The organism is Sphingopyxis sp. CCNWLW2 (assembly GCF_037095755.1).
GTDB lineage: Bacteria > Pseudomonadota > Alphaproteobacteria > Sphingomonadales > Sphingomonadaceae > Sphingopyxis.
In genome coordinates this window covers 1,160,368-1,177,097 of the sequence record NZ_JBAWKJ010000001.1, presented here as the reverse complement: position 1 = coordinate 1,177,097, position 16,730 = coordinate 1,160,368, and the positions used below count along the sequence as shown (strand labels likewise).

21 protein-coding genes are annotated in these 16,730 nt (G+C 66.0%); 10 read left to right on the top strand and 11 right to left on the bottom strand.

Annotated elements, in window-relative coordinates; all coding sequences use genetic code 11:
- Window positions 1-17: 17 nt before the first annotated feature.
- The 3 genes from pheT to V8J55_RS05465 all read right to left on the bottom strand — a co-directional run bounded on the left by pheT (window position 18) and on the right by V8J55_RS05465 (window position 4,578).
- Window positions 18-2,417 (bottom strand): phenylalanine--tRNA ligase subunit beta, encoded by a 2,400-nt coding sequence (gene pheT, locus V8J55_RS05475; protein WP_336444685.1) that lies wholly within the window; start codon window positions 2,415-2,417, stop codon window positions 18-20.
- Window positions 2,414-3,532: a phenylalanine--tRNA ligase subunit alpha gene (gene pheS / locus V8J55_RS05470; protein ID WP_336444684.1), complete on the bottom strand. Its 1,119-nt coding sequence runs from the start codon at window positions 3,530-3,532 to the stop codon at window positions 2,414-2,416. The genes pheT and pheS overlap by 4 nt, the downstream gene beginning before the upstream one ends.
- A 143-nt stretch (window positions 3,533-3,675) precedes the next feature.
- Window positions 3,676-4,578: a helix-turn-helix domain-containing protein gene (locus V8J55_RS05465; protein ID WP_336444683.1), complete on the bottom strand. Its 903-nt coding sequence runs from the start codon at window positions 4,576-4,578 to the stop codon at window positions 3,676-3,678.
- A 445-nt stretch (window positions 4,579-5,023) separates the two neighbouring features.
- Here V8J55_RS05465 and V8J55_RS05460 point away from each other — a divergent pair, with 445 nt between their 5' ends.
- Window positions 5,024-5,263 (top strand): hypothetical protein, encoded by a 240-nt coding sequence (locus V8J55_RS05460; RefSeq protein WP_336444682.1) that lies wholly within the window; start codon window positions 5,024-5,026, stop codon window positions 5,261-5,263.
- A 97-nt stretch (window positions 5,264-5,360) separates the two neighbouring features.
- On the opposite strand, the gene rplT is transcribed toward V8J55_RS05460, so the two are convergent.
- From rplT to hisN, 4 genes are all read right to left on the bottom strand, one after another.
- On the bottom strand, window positions 5,361-5,726 hold the full coding sequence (gene rplT / locus V8J55_RS05455; RefSeq protein ID WP_037515683.1) for a 50S ribosomal protein L20: 366 nt from the start codon (window positions 5,724-5,726) through the stop codon (window positions 5,361-5,363).
- A 13-nt stretch (window positions 5,727-5,739) separates the two neighbouring features.
- Window positions 5,740-5,943 carry a 50S ribosomal protein L35 gene (gene rpmI / locus V8J55_RS05450; RefSeq protein ID WP_167920064.1) on the bottom strand — a complete coding sequence of 68 codons (204 nt, stop codon included), beginning with the start codon at window positions 5,941-5,943 and terminating at the stop codon, window positions 5,740-5,742.
- 234 nt (window positions 5,944-6,177) lie between these two features.
- Window positions 6,178-6,528, bottom strand: a complete 351-nt coding sequence (locus tag V8J55_RS05445) for a GFA family protein (RefSeq protein ID WP_336444681.1) — start codon at window positions 6,526-6,528, stop codon at window positions 6,178-6,180.
- A gap of 17 nt (window positions 6,529-6,545) precedes the next feature.
- On the bottom strand, window positions 6,546-7,328 hold the full coding sequence (gene hisN / locus V8J55_RS05440) for a histidinol-phosphatase (RefSeq protein WP_336444680.1): 783 nt from the start codon (window positions 7,326-7,328) through the stop codon (window positions 6,546-6,548).
- Between the two features lie 116 nt (window positions 7,329-7,444).
- Here hisN and V8J55_RS05435 point away from each other — a divergent pair, with 116 nt between their 5' ends.
- Window positions 7,445-7,987, top strand: a complete 543-nt coding sequence (locus V8J55_RS05435) for a TetR/AcrR family transcriptional regulator (protein ID WP_336444679.1) — start codon at window positions 7,445-7,447, stop codon at window positions 7,985-7,987.
- A 5-nt stretch (window positions 7,988-7,992) separates the two neighbouring features.
- Here V8J55_RS05435 and V8J55_RS05430 read toward each other — a convergent pair whose 3' ends face one another.
- Window positions 7,993-8,928, bottom strand: a complete 936-nt coding sequence (locus tag V8J55_RS05430; RefSeq protein ID WP_037515690.1) for a ribose-phosphate pyrophosphokinase — start codon at window positions 8,926-8,928, stop codon at window positions 7,993-7,995.
- Between the two features lie 136 nt (window positions 8,929-9,064).
- Between V8J55_RS05430 and V8J55_RS05425 the strand changes: the two genes are divergently transcribed.
- From V8J55_RS05425 to rpmG, 5 genes are all read left to right on the top strand, one after another.
- Window positions 9,065-10,723 carry an NAD+ synthase gene (locus tag V8J55_RS05425; protein ID WP_336444678.1) on the top strand — a complete coding sequence of 553 codons (1,659 nt, stop codon included), beginning with the start codon at window positions 9,065-9,067 and terminating at the stop codon, window positions 10,721-10,723.
- A 6-nt stretch (window positions 10,724-10,729) separates the two neighbouring features.
- On the top strand, window positions 10,730-10,933 hold the full coding sequence (locus V8J55_RS05420) for a hypothetical protein (protein WP_037515694.1): 204 nt from the start codon (window positions 10,730-10,732) through the stop codon (window positions 10,931-10,933).
- 33 nt (window positions 10,934-10,966) lie between these two features.
- Complete coding sequence (gene gltX, locus V8J55_RS05415) at window positions 10,967-12,277, top strand: glutamate--tRNA ligase (RefSeq protein ID WP_336444677.1); 1,311 nt, start codon at window positions 10,967-10,969, stop codon at window positions 12,275-12,277.
- 150 nt (window positions 12,278-12,427) lie between these two features.
- Complete coding sequence (locus V8J55_RS05410; protein ID WP_336444676.1) at window positions 12,428-13,165, top strand: energy transducer TonB; 738 nt, start codon at window positions 12,428-12,430, stop codon at window positions 13,163-13,165.
- Between the two features lie 218 nt (window positions 13,166-13,383).
- Window positions 13,384-13,551, top strand: coding sequence for a 50S ribosomal protein L33 (rpmG, locus tag V8J55_RS05405; RefSeq protein WP_037515700.1), 168 nt, complete (start codon window positions 13,384-13,386; stop codon window positions 13,549-13,551).
- Between the two features lie 521 nt (window positions 13,552-14,072).
- Here rpmG and V8J55_RS05400 read toward each other — a convergent pair.
- A complete protein-coding gene (locus V8J55_RS05400) occupies window positions 14,073-14,558 on the bottom strand; it encodes an Lrp/AsnC family transcriptional regulator (RefSeq protein WP_336444675.1) in 486 nt (161 codons plus the stop codon).
- Between the two features lie 136 nt (window positions 14,559-14,694).
- Between V8J55_RS05400 and V8J55_RS05395 the strand changes: the two genes are divergently transcribed.
- Window positions 14,695-14,856, top strand: a complete 162-nt coding sequence (locus V8J55_RS05395; protein ID WP_161785662.1) for a hypothetical protein — start codon at window positions 14,695-14,697, stop codon at window positions 14,854-14,856.
- 26 nt (window positions 14,857-14,882) lie between these two features.
- On the opposite strand, the gene V8J55_RS05390 is transcribed toward V8J55_RS05395, so the two are convergent.
- Both V8J55_RS05390 and V8J55_RS05385 read right to left on the bottom strand, forming a co-directional pair.
- Window positions 14,883-15,218 (bottom strand): glycine zipper 2TM domain-containing protein, encoded by a 336-nt coding sequence (locus V8J55_RS05390; RefSeq protein WP_037515849.1) that lies wholly within the window; start codon window positions 15,216-15,218, stop codon window positions 14,883-14,885.
- A gap of 161 nt (window positions 15,219-15,379) precedes the next feature.
- Window positions 15,380-15,742, bottom strand: a complete 363-nt coding sequence (locus V8J55_RS05385) for a response regulator (RefSeq protein WP_037515703.1) — start codon at window positions 15,740-15,742, stop codon at window positions 15,380-15,382.
- A 77-nt stretch (window positions 15,743-15,819) separates the two neighbouring features.
- Here V8J55_RS05385 and V8J55_RS05380 point away from each other — a divergent pair, with 77 nt between their 5' ends.
- Both V8J55_RS05380 and V8J55_RS05375 read left to right on the top strand, forming a co-directional pair.
- The gene (locus tag V8J55_RS05380) at window positions 15,820-16,083 is read left to right on the top strand and encodes a DUF3572 family protein (protein ID WP_336444674.1); all 264 of its coding nucleotides are present in this window, start codon (window positions 15,820-15,822) and stop codon (window positions 16,081-16,083) included.
- On the top strand, window positions 16,080-16,721 hold the full coding sequence (locus tag V8J55_RS05375; RefSeq protein ID WP_336444673.1) for an HAD family hydrolase: 642 nt from the start codon (window positions 16,080-16,082) through the stop codon (window positions 16,719-16,721). Before V8J55_RS05380 ends, V8J55_RS05375 begins: the two co-directional genes overlap by 4 nt.
- Window positions 16,722-16,730 lie beyond the last annotated feature (9 nt).

The window sequence follows — 16,730 nt, the reverse complement described above, 5'->3', positions numbered from 1 at the left end:
CCTCGCCGCCGCAAAGATCAGCCGCGCAGCGCAGCTCCGACCTTTGCCGCCGCGGCGACCACCTTGTCGGCGATCGCTTTCAGTTCGACCTCAGTGAAGCTCTTCTCCAGCGGCTGCAGCTCGACCTCGATCGCGAGGCTCACCTGACCCTCGGGCACGCCTTGTCCCGCGAAGCGGTCGAAGAGGCGCGCATCGACGATCGCCGCCTTGTCGGCGCCGCGGACCGCGCGCACCAGATCGGCGGCGGTCAGGCTGGTCGGCGCGAGGAAGGCGAAGTCGCGGCGCACCGATTGCAACGCGGGCGGCGTGAACGCCGCGCGCGCGGGTCCGCTCGCGCGCTTCGCCGGGATCGCGTCGAGGAAGATCTGCACCGCCATCACCGGGCCGTCGACGTCGAACGCGCGCGTCAGCAGCGGGTGGAGCGCGCCGAACTCGGCGAGCACCGCCTTGGGGCCGAGCCGCAGCGTCGCCGACTGGCCGGGGTGCCAGATGTTGCCCGGCGTGACCGCCTCCATCACCTGCAACCGGTCGGCGGGCGCGCCCGCGGCTTCGAGCAACGCGAGCGCCGCCACCTTGGCGTCGAACGCATCGAACGGCGCGGCTTTGCCCGCCTGCCAGCCGCGCGCGCTTTTGTCGCCCGCCATCAGGATGGCGAGCGTCGGATGCTCGGCGTCGGACAGATAGCGCCGCCCGATCTCGAACAGGCGGATGCTGTTCGCGCCGCGATTCTGGTTGCGCTGCGCCGCGGCGAGCAGGCCGGGGAGCAGCGACGGGCGCATGACTTTCAGGTCTTCGCTGATCGGATTGGCGAGGCTCCACGTGCCGCCGCCGAAGGATGCAGCGTCGCTTTCGCTGATGAACGACCAGGTCACCGCTTCGTCGAACCCGGCGGCGGCGGCAGCGCGGCGCACGCGGCGTTCAGTGAGCTGTTCGGGAGTCGCGGTCGGCTTCGCAACGCCGTCGGTGCGCGGCAGCGGCACCGATGCCACGGCGTCGAAGCCGGTGATGCGCGTGACTTCCTCGACGATGTCGGGGGCACCGTCGACATCGCGGCGCCAGCTCGGCACCGCTACCTGCCAGCGGCCGCCCCCCCCGCTTGCTGCGTCGATGACGCTGAAACCGAGCGCGCCGAGAATTTCCTTCTGCCGCTCGGGGGCGATCGCGATGCCGCCGAGCGTCGCCGACAGCGCCGGATCGTAATCGACCGTCTTCACCTCGGCGGGCGGCGCGCCCGCGCGCGTGACGGCCGAGGGCGTGCCGCCGCAGATCGCGAGGACATGCGCGGTGACGATCGCGGTCGCGTCGTCGAGGAACGCCGGATCGACCCCGCGCTCGAAGCGGCTGCGTGCGTCGCTCGTCAGCGCGAGCGCCTGGCCGGTCAGCGCGATGCGCTCGGGGGTGAAATAGGCGACCTCGATCAGCACGTCGGTCGTCGTCTCGCTGCACCCGCTATGCTCGCCGCCCATGATGCCGGCGATGTCGTGAACGCCATGATCGTCGGCGATCACCGTCATCGTGTCGGTGAGCACATAGTCCTTGCCGTTGAGTGCGGTGACCGTCTCGCCGTCTTTCGCGCGGCGCGCGGCGAGTGCGCCGGTCAGCTGGGCGCGGTCATAGATGTGGCTCGGGCGGCCGAGGTCGAACATCACATAATTGCTGATGTCGACGAGCGCCGAGATCGAGCGCTGCCCGACCGCTTCCAACCGGCGGCGCATCCATTCGGGGGCGGTGCCGTTAGTGACGCCGCTGATCGTGCGGCCGAAGAAGGCGGGGCAGCCCTCGGGGTCGTCGGTGCGGATTTCGGTCGCGGGCGCACCCTCGCCGACGATCGTCGGGATATCGAGCGGCTTCAGCGTGCCGAGCCCCGCGGCGGCGAGGTCGCGCGCGATCCCGCGCACGCCCATGCAGTCCTGCCGGTTCGGGGTGATCGAAATGTCGATCACCGGATCGCCCGCGCCGCTGTAATCGGCAAAGGGCGTGCCGATCGGGGCGTCTTCGGGGAGTTCGATAATCCCGTCATGATCGTCGCCAAGCTCGAGTTCGCGCGTCGAGCACATCATGCCGTTCGATTCGACCCCGCGCACCGCCGCGACCTTCAGCTCCATACCGTTCGCGGGCACGACCGCGCCGGGCAGGCCGAGCACGCCGATCAGGCCCGCGCGCGCATTGGGCGCGCCGCACACGACGGTCAGCGGCGCGCCGCCGTCGCCGGTGTCGACGGTGAGCACCTGCAGCTTGTCGGCCTGCGGATGGCGTTCGGCGGTGAGTACCTTCGCGACGCGGAAACCCGCAAGCTTCTCAGCGGGGTTCTCGACGCCTTCGACCTCATGGCCGATGCGGTTTAATGTCGCGACGACGTCGTCGACGCTCGCGCTCGTGTCGAGATGCTCCTTGAGCCAGTCGAGGGTGATCTTCATGCCGAAATCCCCCCGCTGAGCGTGGGCACACTCAGCGCGCCGAACCCGTAGTGCGACAGCCAGCGAAGGTCGCCGTCGAAGAAGGCGCGCAGGTCATCCATGCCATATTTGAGCATCGCGAGCCGGTCGACACCGACGCCGAAGGCGAAGCCCTGCCACTCATCGGGGTCGAGCCCGCAGTTCGCGATGACGCGGCGGTTGACCATGCCGCTGCCGAGCAGCTCCATCCACGCATGGCCGTCGTCGTCGCCGTTGCCGCCGACGATCCGCCGGCCTTTCTCTTGCTTATAGCCGACATCGACCTCGGCCGAGGGTTCGGTGAAGGGGAAATAGCTGGGGCGCAGGCGCAGCACGATGTCGTCGCGCTCGAAATAGGCTTTGAGAAAGGTTTCGAGCGTCCATTTGAGGTGGCCCATATGGATACCGCGGTCGATCACGAGGCCCTCGACCTGGTGGAACATCGGGGTGTGAGTCGCGTCGCTGTCGCTGCGATAGACGCGGCCGGGCGCGATGATGCGGATCGGCGGCTCCTGCGACATCATCGTGCGGATCTGCACCGGCGAGGTGTGCGTGCGCAGCAGCATGCGGCCGCCTTCGCCCGGACCGGCGTCGGCGCCCCCCCGCATCTGGTCGGGAAAATAGAAGGTGTCGTGCATCGCGCGCGCGGGGTGCGTTTCGGGAATGTTGAGCGCGGTGAAGTTGCGCCAGTCGTCCTCGATCTCGGGACCCGTCGCGACGGCAAAGCCCATGTCGGCGAAGATTTCGGCGAGCTCATCCATCACCTGGCTGACCGGGTGGACGCTGCCGCGCGGCGCCGCGTCGGCGGGCAGCGACATGTCGATCGCTTCGGCGGCGAGTTTGACGTCGAGCGCCGCGGCATCGAGCGCCGCCTTGCGCGCGCCGAGCGCGGCGGTGACCGTTTCGCGCAGCGCGTGGATTTCGGGGCCTTTCGCTTGCCGCTCGTCGGGGGTCATGCCGCCCAGCGTCTTGAGCAGGGCGGTGATCGTCCCCGCCTTGCCGAGCGCGGAGACGCGCAGCGCCTCGACTGCATCGAGATCGGCGGCTGCTGCTATATCGTCCACCAGCCGGGTCTGAATGGCCTGAATGTCGCTCATTGTGTTCGTCCTGTTCCGGCGGCGCTGGCGCTGCCGGCCTGCATTTCTCTGATTCTATGGATGGGGCGGCTGCCCGCGCGTCCGTCGCCTGCCGCTTGCACCGAAGGCGGCGCGCGGGTCAAGTCACTTGGCGGAAAACGGCCCTATCCGGCGGGCTTGTGCAGGCCCTGCACAGCGGCGCCGGCAGCAGCGGCGCGCGCGAATGCCGCGGCGCCCAATATCGGCTTGGGCCGCGCGGCATAGTCGCGCGGGCTCATCCCCATGAAGCGCTGGAAGTCGCGGGTGAATTGCGCCTGGTCGTAATAATGATGATCCATCGTATCGATCCACGCCATCGACGGGTCGAGCATGAACCGGCCGAGCGAGCGCAGGAAGCGCTGGCGCCGCAACAGCAATTTGGGCGAAAAGCCGAACGCGCGGTGGCACAGGCGCTCGATCGAACGTTCGGAGAGCGACAGTTTCGCCGACAGATCGGCGACGCTCGTCACCTCGTCGTCGACCAGCGCCCGATGCGCGGCGAGGATCACCGGATCGTCGGGCGGCGCGTCGGCGAGGAGGGCGCAGACATGGGCGTCGATCAGCGCCGCCGCGACGTCGACATCATTCACGTGCCGCAAGGCGCCGAGCAAGGGGGCGAACGGTGCGAAGGCCGGATGCGCGCTGCCGTCGGTCAGCCGGTCGGCCAGGTCTTCGGCGGATAAGGGAATGAATTTCGCCCAGCCCATCGGCAGAATGCCGATACCCCAGGCGCGCATATTGCCTGCGGCGAAATAGGTCGCGGTGCTTGTCGGACCCGTGGCGACGAAGTGGGGCGCCTCGACCACCGGGCTGTCGCCGATCGCCGCGAGCGGCCGGTCGCCTTCGACGAATCGCAGGTTCGCCCATTCGGGGTGCAGATAATCCTCGACCCGGCTGCCGTCGGTTCCGGCGACTTCGCTCAGATAGATAGTGCTGACATAGGGACGCAGGGCGGGCGACAGCGGAAAGAAGCGCGTGGCGACGCGCGCGCCGGCCGGGAAAAGAGGAGATGCGTCGCTGTGCGGCATGCTGTCCCATTCCTAGATGGCGAAGTGCATGAAAAACAATGCCCCGGCGTCAATATTTGTCGGGTTCTTACAATTTTATACGCGGCGGCTGCGGCATAGTTGCGTGGTCCGCTCCGAAGGGGGCGTGTGAGGAGAATCGCCGCGTGACGCCAAGGGGATGGGGCTTGGCGGGGACCTGAAACAGACGACTGATTTTCCGAGCTTCGTTCCGGCCGTCAGCTTTCTGCGACCCACGGCTATTCGGATCGGGCGGGGGGCGATGGTTTCCACTGGAACCATTGTCGGGGCGGTGCGGGGCGGGAGCCCGGCGCCGCCTCTTCCTTTGAAGGGCGCTTCTCAGGGCAGCGACCCGAATTTGCGCGATGAGCCGAGGGGCCTTGCAACCGGCCCGATTGCGGATCACCATCCCGAAATCCGGCAGGGGCCGGATTGAAGGGGAGTTGCCATGAAAATTTCCGCGCTGCCGGCTATTGGCTTTGTCACCATCTTCCTCACGACCGGATGCATGGAAAGCATGCCCCATCCGGAACGTCCGCGCCCCGAAAGGCCGATGGCCTGTACGCAGGAATATGCGCCGGTCTGCGCGGTGAAGCGAGGGAAGCGCAAGACGTTCAGCAATGCCTGCATGGCACGGGCCGAGCGCTATACGGTGATCAGCGGACAGACGTGCAACAGCACGCAGTAGCGTCGCGCGGCCCGCGTCCCGATCCTGCAAAATCCCAAAGAAAAAGGGCGGCCCCGATGGGGGCCGCCCTTGTTTCGTTTGCCTTGGCTGAAAAGCGTCAGGCTGCCTTGGGCAGCGCCGCTTTCGCCTGAGCGATGATCGCCCCGAAGACATTGCCTTCGTTCATCGCGAGGTCGGCCATGACCTTGCGGTCGAGCTCGATCCCGGCCAGCTTCACGCCGTGCATGAACTGCGAATAGGTCAGGCCTTCGGCGCGGACCGCGGCGTTGATGCGCTGGATCCACAGACCGCGGAAATTCCGCTTCTTAACCTTGCGGTCGCGATAAGCGTATTGGCCGGCCTTTTCGACCGCCTGCTTGGCGACACGAATGGTGTTCTTGCGACGGCCATAATAGCCCTTCGCCTGTTCTAATACGCGTTTGTGCTTGGCGCGCGTGGTGACGCCGCGTTTGATGCGTGACATGCCTTAGCGCTCCTTACTTCAGGCCGTAGGGCGCCCAGAGGCGCACATGGGCCACATCCGAATCGCTGAGCACGCTGGTGCCGCGGTTGGTGCGGATATATTTTGCATTGTGGCTGCTCAGGCGGTGGCGCTTGCCGGCGACGCCGTGCTTCACCTTGCCCGAAGCGGTGAATTTGAAGCGTTTCTTCACACCGCTCTTGGTCTTCATTTTGGGCATTTTGGTCTCCTTTGGAAGTCCGTTTGCGTATCGGCCTGGCAGCCCTTTCAGCCAGCCGACACAATCGGAAGCGGGGCGCTTAGGGGGATTCGCCCGGAAATGCAAGCGATTCGGGGGAGTTTTTGTCCGCTGCCGTGGATACGGTGCCGGCCCGCTCCCCCCACCCGGCCTCCCCAACGATAGTAGCCTAGGGAGGCTGGGTGGGGGAGCGGGCCGGCACCGCAACAGGAGCGCCTAAAAACTCGCGCCGTCGACCTTCTGGATATTGAGCGCATCGAGGTCGGCGTCGGGAACGCAGCGTAGGTTAACCGCCGCCATCTTCGATCCGTCAGGACCCGTGCCCACCGAGAAGCCCTGACACCCGCAGTCGATGCAGAATTGATGGTCGATATTATGCTTGTTGAACTTGTAGCTTCCGAGCTTTTCGGCGCCGCTCTCCAGCCGGAACTGGTCGATGGGCACGAAGGCGAGCAGGAAGCCCTTGCGCCGACAATGCGAGCAGTTGCAGCTCATCGCCGTGCCCGGAATGTCGCCCTCGACCGTGTAGGTCACCGCGCCGCAATGGCAGCTTCCTTCAAAAGCCATGTCCGTTCCTCTCCTTGTCAGTGGTGACAGGCGAGTCCCTCTATCACATCCTCGAGCCGCGCGGGGTCGCCGAGTGCGATGACATGCCCCATGCTGTCGGCGCTCAGCGGGTCGCCGTTCCAGTCGCACATCGTCCCGCCCGCGCCTTCGACGATCGGCGCGAGGGCGGCGAAATCATGGAGCTTCAGCCCCGCCTCGACCACCAGGTCGATATGACCGCTCGCGAGCAGGCCATAATTATAGCAGTCGCCGCCGAAGACCATGCGCTTGTGCGACGTCTTCGCCGCGAGCGCCATGAAATGTTCGGCGTCATGGTCGGCGAAATATTGCGGGCCGGTCGTCGCGAGCACCGCATCGGCAAGGGTGCGGCAGGGGCGCGTGCGCGCGGGCGTCCCGTTGAACAAGGTCGGCTGTCCGAGCGCGCCGACCCAGCGCTCGCCCGCGATCGGCTGGTCGATGATGCCGAGGATCGGCCAGCCGTCCTGGAGCAGCGCGATCAGCGTGCCGAAGATCGGGCGGCCCGCCATGAAGCTGACGGTGCCGTCGATCGGGTCGAGCACCCATTGGCGCGACGCGTCGGGGCGCTCGGCGCCATATTCCTCGCCGATGATCCCGTCGCGCGGCGCCTCGGCATCGAGCAGGCGGCGCATCGCGGCCTCGGCGGCGCGGTCGGCCTCGGTCACGGGGGAAGCGTCGGCCTTGGCCTCGTGCGTCCAGTTTGAGCGAAAGAGCGGACGGATCGCTTCGCCGGCGGCGTCGGCGAGGCGATTGGCGAGGGTAAGGTCTGATGTGATCGACATGGCCCTGCGCTAGCCCAGCGGGGCTCCGGCCGCCAGTCCATGCAAACCTATTGCACCAGCCGAAGCCCCGATTTTATCAATTTTACAATATACATATAAACTGTAAAATCGCGATCATGCCGGGCGATTTCCCTCTCGATCCGATCGTCGCGACCTTCGCGCGCTATGGCCTGCGCAAGACATCGATGGAGGATGTTGCGCGCGCGCTCGGTGTGTCGCGGCAAGCGCTCTATAACCGGCATGGGTCGAAGGGGGCATTGATCGGCTGGGCGACGAAACGCCTGATCGACAGCTCGTTGGTTGCGGCGCTCGCCAGCATCGACCAGCCCGCAAAGACGCTCGCCGAACGTTTGACCGATGCGCTCGACGCGTGGGTCGGCCGGCATATGGACGCGCTCCATGCCTCGCCACACGGCGCCGAGATCGTGGCGATGCTCCAGCGCGATCCGCCCGAGGCGGTGCGCGCGGCCGAGCGCCGGCTGGTCACCGCGATGGCCGAAGCGATCCGGTTCAGCGGCCCGGGCTCGGCGGTCGCGCGCGCGGGCAGTATGGCGCAGGCTCTATGCTGGACCGCGCGCGGGCTGGTGCATGCCGTGCCCGACCATGCGACCTTCCGGCGGCAGCTCGATCATATCGTCGGCGCGCTCGTCGCGCGCTGACGCGATCAGTCAAAAAGCGAGGAGACGCTCGATTCGTCGGCGATGCGCTTGATCGCTTCGCCGAGCAGCGGTGCGACGGTGAGCGCGCGAACCTTGCTGCTGTCGTTCACCGCGTCGGTCGGCTGGATCGAATCGGTGATCACCAGCTCGGTAAGCTCGCTCGCATCGACGCGCGCGACCGCGCCGCCCGACAGCACGCCGTGCGTACAATAGGCAACGACGCCCTCGGCGCCCGCGGCCTTCAGCGCCGCGGCGGCGTTGCAGAGCGTGCCCGCCGAATCGACGATATCGTCGATCAGGATGCAGAAGCGGCCCTTCACGTCGCCGATGATGTTCATCACTTCCGATTCGCCGGCGCGCTCGCGGCGCTTATCGACGATCGCGAGCGGGGCGTTGTCGAGCCGCTTGGCGAGCGCGCGCGCGCGGACCACGCCGCCGACGTCGGGCGAGACGACCATCAGATTCTTGCCCGCGAAACGCGCCTGAATGTCGGCGCTCATCACCGGCGCGGCGTAGAGGTTGTCGGTCGGGATATCGAAGAAGCCCTGGATCTGCCCGGCGTGCAGGTCGATCGCGAGGACGCGGTCGGCGCCCGACGTGGTGATGAGGTTCGCGACGAGCTTCGCCGAGATCGGCGTGCGCGGGCCGGGCTTGCGGTCCTGACGGGCGTAACCGAAATAGGGGACGACCGCGGTGATGCGCTTTGCCGAAGCGCGGCGCAGCGCGTCGTTGATGATGAGCAATTCCATCAGATTGTCGTTCGCGGGGAAATTCGTCGGCTGAACGACGAAGACATCCTGGCCGCGGACATTCTCGTGGATTTCGACGAAGACCTCTTCGTCGGCGAAGCGGCGTACGCTGGTGTCGGTCAGCGGCAGTTCCAGATAGTCCGCGATCGCACGGGCCAGCGGCAGGTTACTGTTGCCGGAGATGAGTTTCATGGCGTGCAAGGCCCTTTCGCGCGGGTGGGATTGCGCGCCCCCTTAGCCAGCGCGGGCGGATAGGGGAAGGGGTTAAAGCCCGATCCGCTGCGCGCGGCCTAGTTGAAATCGGCGTGCGTCGGCCTAAACCACCGACATGACACAAAAGCTCTCCATCCTTCTTTCGCAAATGACGCAGGTCGTGGGCGACCTCGCTGCCAACGCCGCGGCGATGCGCGACGTGCGCGGGCGGCACCCGGACGCCGACCTGATCCTCTATCCCGAGCTGCAGCTGATCGGCTATCCGCCTGAGGATCTGGTGCTGAAACCCGCACTGGCGGACCGGGCGGCGAAGCTGCTTGCCGAACTTGCCGCCGATACCGCCGATGGCGGTCCGGCGATGCTTGTCGGTTCGGTCGAGCGGGAAGGCGACAGCCTCTATAATATCGTCGCGCTGCTCGACGGCGGCCGGATCGTCGCGACGCGAAGGAAGCATGAGCTCCCCAATTACGGCACCTTCGACGAAAAGCGCGTCTTCGTCCCCGGTCCGCTCCCCGAAGTCGTCGAATGGCGCGGCGTGAAGCTCGGCCTGCCGATCTGCGAGGATGGGTGGTTGCCGAAGGTTTGCGAGCATCTGGAGGGGCAGGGCGCCGAGCTGCTGATCTCGGTCAACGGCAGCCCCTATGAAATCGACAAGGACGAGCGGCGTCTGACCCAGGTGTTCGCGAGCCGGGTTGCCGAAACCTCGCTGCCGGTGATTTTCCTCAACCGCGTCGGCGGGCAGGACGAGATCGTGTTCGACGGCTGCTCCTTCGTGCTGAACCGCGACGGGACGACGGCGCACCGGCTGACCGACTGGGAGCCCGGAGAGCGCGTGACGCACTGGTCCAAGGGCGCGAACGGCTGGACGTGCGAGTCAGGCGAGATCGCCGAATGGGAGGCGCATCCGGCCGATATCTATAGCGCGATGATCATATCCTTGCGCGACTATGTCGAGCGCAACCGTTTCCCCGGCGTCGTGCTCGGGCTGTCGGGCGGGATCGATTCGGCGATCTGCGCCGCGATCGCCGCCGATGCGCTTGGGCCGGACAAGGTCTGGTGCGTGATGATGCCGAGCCGCTTCACCAGCCAGACGAGCCTCGACGATGCGGCGGGCTGCGCGGCGATGATCGGCTGCAAGCTCGACACGATATCGATCGTCCCCGCGGTCGAGGCATTCGATGCGATGCTCGCGGGCAGCTTCGCCGACAAGGACGTCGATATCACCGAGGAAAATGTCCAGTCGCGCATCCGCGGCGTCACCCTGATGGCGCTCAGCAACAAATTCGGCCCGATGCTGCTCACGACGGGCAACAAGAGCGAGATGAGCGTCGGCTATGCGACCATCTATGGCGACATGGCGGGCGGCTATAATCCGCTGAAGGACGCGTATAAAATGACGGTGTTCGCGGTGGCGAAATGGCGCAACGAAAATGTCCCGCGCCTGTCGCGCAACCCGGTGACCCCCGTGATGCCCGACACCATCATCACCAAGCCGCCGAGCGCCGAGCTGCGTCCCGACCAGAAGGACGAGGACAGCCTGCCGCCGTACGTCGATCTCGACCGCATGCTCCATATGCTCGTCGAGGAAGAGGCGAGTGTCGACGATGTCGTCGAGCGCTATGGCTTTGACCGCGACGCGGTGGTGCGGATCGAACGGCTGCTGATGCTCGCCGAGTATAAGCGCCGCCAGGCGCCGCCGGGGGTGAAGCTGTCGACGCGCAATTTCGGGCGCGACCGGCGTTACCCGATCACCCATGGTTTCCGGACCGCGTAGCGCGCCGTGGCGAACTGGCTCACCGGGATCGGTTATGCGCTGTCGATCGTCAGCGTCGTCTTGCTCGCGTGGGTCGCGTGGCCCGCGCCCGGTGAGAATCGCGCGCTGATCGGGGCGATCATCGCGGGGTCGGTGCTTTCGGTGGTCGGCATGGCGCTGCGCTGGGCCGCGCACATCGTCCAGAACCGCAAGATCGCGGAAGACGACTGACGGCGGCCGAATATGCGGTTATAGGCGCGGCGCATGACCGTCGTTACCCGTTTCGCCCCTTCGCCGACCGGCACCCTGCATGTCGGCAACGTCCGCACCGCGCTCCACAATTGGCTGTGGGCGCGCAAGCATGGCGGCCGCTTCCTGCTGCGCATCGACGACACCGACCTCGAACGCTCGAAAGAGGAACATGTCGACGCGATTCGCGCCGACCTCGCGTGGCTTGGGTTCGATATCGACGGCGAGGAGCGCCAGTCGGCGCGCTTCGCGCTCTATGAGGCCGAGTTCGAAAAGCTGAAGGCGGCGGGGCGCGTCTATGCCTGTTACGAGACGCCCGAAGAACTCGACATTCGCCGCAAGATATTGCTCTCGCGCGGGCTGCCGCCGGTTTACGAGCGCAAGCCCGAGGGTGCGCCGATCCCCGAGGGCGTCGCACCGCACTGGCGCTTCCGGCTCGACCATGATGCGGCGATCGAGTGGACCGACATGGTCCGCGGACCGCAGCATTTCGAGCCGAAAACGATGTCCGATCCGGTGGTGCGCCGCGCCGACGGCAGCTGGCTCTATCTGCTGCCGAGCGTGATCGACGATATCGCGATGGGGATCACGCATGTCGTGCGCGGCGAAGATCATGTGTCAAACACCGCGTCGCAGATCCAGATGTTCGCCGCACTCGGCGCCGCGCCGCCCGCCTTTGCACATGAGGCTTTGCTCGTCGGGACCGAGGGCAAATTGTCGAAGCGGCTGGGCTCGCTCGGTATGGCCAGCCTGCGCGAGGCGGGGATCGAGCCGATCGCGCTCGTCGCGTTGCTCGCGCGGCTCGGGACAAGCGATCCGGTCGAACCGGTGACGCAGGTTGCGCCGCTGGTCGAAAGCATCGATTTCGCGCGCTTCGGCCGTGCGCCCGCGCGCTTCGACGAGGCCGAGCTGGCGCTGCTCAATCAGAAGATCTTGCACCACACCGATCATGCGGCGATCGCGGACCGCCTGCCCGCCGCGATCACCGAAGCGCGCTGGAACGCGATTCGGCCCAATCTGATGACGGTGGCCGAGGCGGCCGAGTGGGTGCCTGTGTTCGACGGACCCTTCACGCCGCCGCCCGCCGAAGCGGCCGACCGGCCGGTGCTGGGCGCGGCGGCACAGGCCGCGCCCGCGATCGACTGGGGCGCCGATCCCTGGCACGCGCTCACCGGCGCGGCGAAGGAGGCGACGGGGGCAAAGGGCCGCGCGCTCTTCCTGCCGCTGCGCCGCGCGCTCACCGCCCGCGATCATGGCCCCGACATGGCCGAACTGCTGCCGCTGATCGACAAGGATCAGGCGGTGGCGCGGCTTTCCGCCGTCTAGGTCTTCCCCACGGCATCGTGTGAAAGCTTGCTTACCGATCCACTTGACATGTGACGTGATGTTATAATATCACGTTGACCTGACCTGACCTGGCCGACAGCAACGGTCGGAACGCGGCAGGGCCGGGTCATAGAGGCAAGGAGAGATGCCATGACCCTGATACCCCTGATTTCAGCCATTATGGCGGCGCCCGAAGCGACCACCGCGCCCGCCGGAGCGGCGGTGCCGCTGGCGCGTAACAGCTATGGCAGCGATGCCCGACACCACCCGGTCGCCGCGCTGTTCGCGGTCGGGCTGCCCGCCGCGCTCGTCGTCGCGGTCGCGCTGTCGCCGATGATCATCGAAATGGCGCCGAAGAGCGAGCCGATGACCGGCACTTTGATCAAACTGCAGCAACCGCCGCCCCCCGAACCGCAACCCGACGCCAAGCCGCAGGACCAGCCGACCAAGACCGTTATCGCAGCGACCGATTCGCCGCTGCCGCCGCTCAGTCAGGATCCGCCCGTCGGCCGGACCGACGAACCCTATGTTCCACCGACTGGCACCGGCACGGGAACGGTGATGCCCCAAATTATCGATCCGCCCGTGCAGCCTCCGAAGCTGGTGCTCGCGCAGCTCGACCAGCGCTATGCGGGTCTTTTCCAACCCGACTATCCGGCACGCGCCCAGCGCGAGGGTGTCGAGGGCGTCGCGGTTGTCCGCGTGCTGATCGGCACCGACGGGCGGGTGAAAGCGGTCGAGCTGGTCAGCACCGACGATCCGGCGTTTTTCGAGGCGACAAAACGGCGCGCGCTGACGAAGTGGCGCTTCAAGGCTGCGACGCGCGGCGGGGTGGCCGAAGAAAGCTGGAAGGAAATGCGCGTCCGTTTCGAGATCAAGAACGCCTAGGGCCACAATCCCACCCCTCCCGGACGGGCGGCCGATGTGCCGCCCGTCCTTCCTTTCGCTTGACAGAAAGGCCGAATCCCGCCAAAGGCGCCCGGATATTGAGGGGCGGCGCGGCGTCGCGCGGCCCTTTCATGTTTTTCACACCAACGTCGGGGCCCTAGTCCCGCCGCATCCCTCGGACCTCCGGTGGATGTGCAGTTAATTCGAGGAACAGGGCCATGGCCAAGCCGACGACCGTCAAGATCAAGCTGGTGAGCACCGCCGACACGGGCTTTTTCTATGTCACGAAAAAGAACCCGCGTACGATGACCGAGAAGATGTCGGTGCGTAAGTACGACCCGCGTGTCCGCAAGCACGTCGAGTTCAAGGAAGCCAAGATCAAGTGATGCATTTCCCCATGCGCTGAAAGCGCGTGGGGCGGAAATGCGTCATCCCGGCGAAAGCGGGGATCCAGAAGGGCGGCCGCGTGCCGCCCTTTTTCGTGCCCGGAGAATGGCGGTTCTGGGCTGGGAAGTAGACATTCCTTGGGTTAATGGCTTTTTATGTCGAAGCCCAAAACGCGTATCATGTATATCGAAGACAAGTCTGAAGGATCGAATGGTCCTGCCCGGATCGGTAGGGTTGCATTTTCGAAGTCAGGTCGCTCGATTCACTATCAAGGCCGGACGTTCGGGAAGGTCGGAAGCGGGTACAAATATAATCATATAGCTGAAGACAACGGTGCCCTTTTTTGGATTTCCGGGCCTCGCAAGGATGGCAAGGATCGACTTTACCCGGGAAGCTCAATGCCCGTAGAGATCGATGAGGATGTCGCGGAAGAATATTGGCGCGACATAAGAGGACAGGCCTGATCGGACTTCCGCAATCGGTCGCTAACGGCCGCGCCCCCGCCATACCATAGTCATCTTCACCAATCGCGCAGCGGCCGGCGCGCGACATCATTTTCGATGATGTGCCGGATCGTGATCATCGTTTTGAATGAATGCACGCCCTTGTCCTCGCCCAGCGCGCGGCGCGTGAAGACGTCATATTCCTCCATCGAGCCGATCTGTACTTTCAGCAGGAAATCATCGTCGCCGGTCACGTCCCACGCCCCGGTGATTTCGGGATGGCGCGCGATCTCGCGCGCGAACGCATCCATAGTCTGCGGCCCCGCCTGTTGCATCCGGACGAGGATATGCATGGTGAGCGCCGATCCGGTCAGCGCCGGATCGACCACTGCGATATCGGCGATGATTATCTTTTCCTCGCGCATCCGGCGCAGACGGCGGAGCACCGCTGATAATGACAGCCCGACCTTGTCGGCGAGGATTCGCGCGGGTTGGAGATTATCGTGCCGCACCAGCGCGAGCAGCCGGCGGTCGAAATCGTCGAGATCGATCATTTTTCGCATGAATATATAAATAGCGCGAAAATTGGTCGAACGCACGATCAATTTCGGCGCCGATCGCCGCGCTTGCCACGGTAAATAGGATTCGTCCGGGCCGCCCCTCCCCATCTTCCGCGGTTCCGGGTGAAGGAGACATAAGATGACCCGTAACACCCCCGAAACGCGCTGGATCGCCCGCGCCTGGACCGCCGCCGTCACGGCCTCCGAAGCCGCCGTCGCGATCCACTATTCGGCGCCGTGGCTGCGCACCGCCGCACCGCGGCTTTCGGAACGGACCGCCCGCGACGCCTGCGCCGCCTGACGGTCCCTTCCTTCCCCCGCCAGCGGTCAGCAGCGACGCTTGCGGTCGATCTCGCGGCCGAGCAGTGCGCCACCCGCGGCACCGAGGATCGTGCCCGTGGCGCGGTCGCCGCGGCTATCGATTTCGCGGCCCAGCAGGGCGCCGGCGGCGCCGCCGACGATCAGTCCCGTCGTGCCGCTGGTGCGGCAGTTCCGATAATATCGGCCTTCGCGGTGGCGCCGATACTCGCGGCGATCCTGCCAGCGATCATGGTCGCGGTCGTAATGCCCGTGCCGATGGTGGCGGCTGCGCGCCTCGGCTTCGGTCGGCATGGCGGCCAGCGTCGTCGCGCCGATCAACGCCGTCAAGGCCAGCCTCTTCATCAAAAACATCTTATGTCCTTCCATCCTGAACCCCCGCGATCAGGATTAGGAAAGGAAAGCTGGCCGGTGGCTGAACCCGATCGCGTGGCCGGAGCGCGCGCCAGCGACTCGCCGACGATTTTGGGCGGCCCGTCGCAATCGGGGCCGCGCGATCATTAAAACTAGGCGAAGGCCCCGACGCTTTCGATGAATTTGATTACCGAAATCGGTTTGGACACATAGGCTTCGGCGCCCGCCGCCTTGATCTGTTCCTCGTCGCCCTTCCCCGCATAGGCGGTGACCGCCATGATCGGCACCGCGCGCAAGGTCAGGTCGGCCTTCATCTGGCCGATCAGGTCGAGCCCGCTGACATGCGGCAACTGGATATCCATGATGATCAGGTCGGGCGACACTTCGCGCGCCTTGGCCAGCGCGTCGCGTCCGTCGCGCACCGGATGCGCGCTATAGCCATGGGCATTGAGCAGGTCGCAGAAGAGGCGAAGGTTGAGCTCATTATCTTCGACGACCAGGATGGTCTTGCCCATGTTACTTATGTTCCCCACCTTGCGTACGCGGCCCGTTTAGGCGAATCGGCGGCATGACACAATTAGGGACACACGACTTGCACGATGGCGATGCCGCGCTGGCGCTTCAGGCGCTCGGCTGGATTTTGAGCGACGAACCGCGCGCCGAACGGCTGCTCGGCCTGACCGGGCTTGCGCCCGACGAACTGCGCGCCTCGCTGGGCGAGCAGGCGACGCTTGCGGCGATCCTGTCGTTCCTCACGGGCCACGAAAACGACCTTGTTGCCTGCGCCGATGCGTTGCAGGTGCCGCCCGCCAGCATCGCCGCCGCCGCGCAGAGACTCGAAGGAACCGCCGCATGAACCGCCCGCTCGTCATCACCGATTGCGACGAGGTGCTGATGCACATGGTCGTCCCCTTCGCCGAATGGGTCGACGCCGAACATGGCGTGATCTTCCGCATCGAGGACGCGAGCTTCGCGAACGCGCTGAAGCGCAAGGAATGCGGCACGCCGCTGGAAGCCGCCGAGGTGTGGCCCTTGCTCGACGGCTTCTTCCGCAAGGAAATGACGCGGCAATATCCGATCCCCGGTGCGCTTGCGGCGATGGCGGCGATCGGCGCCGAGGCCGATATCGTCGTCCTCACCAACGTCGGCCCCGAACATCAGCAGGCGCGCATCGAACAGCTCGCGCTCCACGATTTCCACGCGCCGGTGATCGGCAGCCGCGGCGGCAAGGGCGAACCGGTGCGCCGCCTGATCGAGGAGTATCAGCCTTCGGTCGCGGTGTTCATCGACGATCTCGCCGGCCATCATATGTCAGTCGCGCAGGAAGCGCCCGACGTGTGGCGGCTCCACCTCGTCGGCGAGCCGGCAATCGCCGGCAAGATCGCACCGGCGAAGCATGCGCACGTCCGCATCGACGACTGGACGACGGCGCAGGGCTGGATCCTGGCGCGCCTCGCCGAAAACATCCCCGCCCCGGCTGTCGAGCCGGTCTAACAAGGAAGC

Bases quoted from the DNA above. Each gene is read 5' to 3' on its own strand.
- V8J55_RS05435 (WP_336444679.1), top strand. From the start codon at position 7,445: ATGCCGGGCGATTTCCCTCTCGATCCGATCGTCGCGACCTTCGCGCGC.
- V8J55_RS05395 (WP_161785662.1), top strand. From the start codon at position 14,695: ATGACCCGTAACACCCCCGAAACGCGCTGGATCGCCCGCGCCTGGACC.
- V8J55_RS05465 (WP_336444683.1), bottom strand. From the start codon at position 4,578: ATGCCGCACAGCGACGCATCTCCTCTTTTCCCGGCCGGCGCGCGCGTC.
- rpmI (WP_167920064.1), bottom strand. From the start codon at position 5,943: ATGCCCAAAATGAAGACCAAGAGCGGTGTGAAGAAACGCTTCAAATTC.
- V8J55_RS05375 (WP_336444673.1), top strand. From the start codon at position 16,080: ATGAACCGCCCGCTCGTCATCACCGATTGCGACGAGGTGCTGATGCAC.
- rpmG (WP_037515700.1), top strand. From the start codon at position 13,384: ATGGCCAAGCCGACGACCGTCAAGATCAAGCTGGTGAGCACCGCCGAC.
- V8J55_RS05410 (WP_336444676.1), top strand. From the start codon at position 12,428: ATGACCCTGATACCCCTGATTTCAGCCATTATGGCGGCGCCCGAAGCG.
- pheT (WP_336444685.1), bottom strand. From the start codon at position 2,417: ATGAAGATCACCCTCGACTGGCTCAAGGAGCATCTCGACACGAGCGCG.
- V8J55_RS05390 (WP_037515849.1), bottom strand. From the start codon at position 15,218: ATGAAGAGGCTGGCCTTGACGGCGTTGATCGGCGCGACGACGCTGGCC.
- V8J55_RS05425 (WP_336444678.1), top strand. From the start codon at position 9,065: ATGACACAAAAGCTCTCCATCCTTCTTTCGCAAATGACGCAGGTCGTG.
- gltX (WP_336444677.1), top strand. From the start codon at position 10,967: ATGACCGTCGTTACCCGTTTCGCCCCTTCGCCGACCGGCACCCTGCAT.
- V8J55_RS05400 (WP_336444675.1), bottom strand. From the start codon at position 14,558: ATGCGAAAAATGATCGATCTCGACGATTTCGACCGCCGGCTGCTCGCG.
- hisN (WP_336444680.1), bottom strand. From the start codon at position 7,328: ATGTCGATCACATCAGACCTTACCCTCGCCAATCGCCTCGCCGACGCC.
- V8J55_RS05430 (WP_037515690.1), bottom strand. From the start codon at position 8,928: ATGAAACTCATCTCCGGCAACAGTAACCTGCCGCTGGCCCGTGCGATC.
- V8J55_RS05385 (WP_037515703.1), bottom strand. From the start codon at position 15,742: ATGGGCAAGACCATCCTGGTCGTCGAAGATAATGAGCTCAACCTTCGC.
- V8J55_RS05460 (WP_336444682.1), top strand. From the start codon at position 5,024: ATGAAAATTTCCGCGCTGCCGGCTATTGGCTTTGTCACCATCTTCCTC.
- rplT (WP_037515683.1), bottom strand. From the start codon at position 5,726: ATGTCACGCATCAAACGCGGCGTCACCACGCGCGCCAAGCACAAACGC.
- V8J55_RS05445 (WP_336444681.1), bottom strand. From the start codon at position 6,528: ATGGCTTTTGAAGGAAGCTGCCATTGCGGCGCGGTGACCTACACGGTC.
- pheS (WP_336444684.1), bottom strand. From the start codon at position 3,532: ATGAGCGACATTCAGGCCATTCAGACCCGGCTGGTGGACGATATAGCA.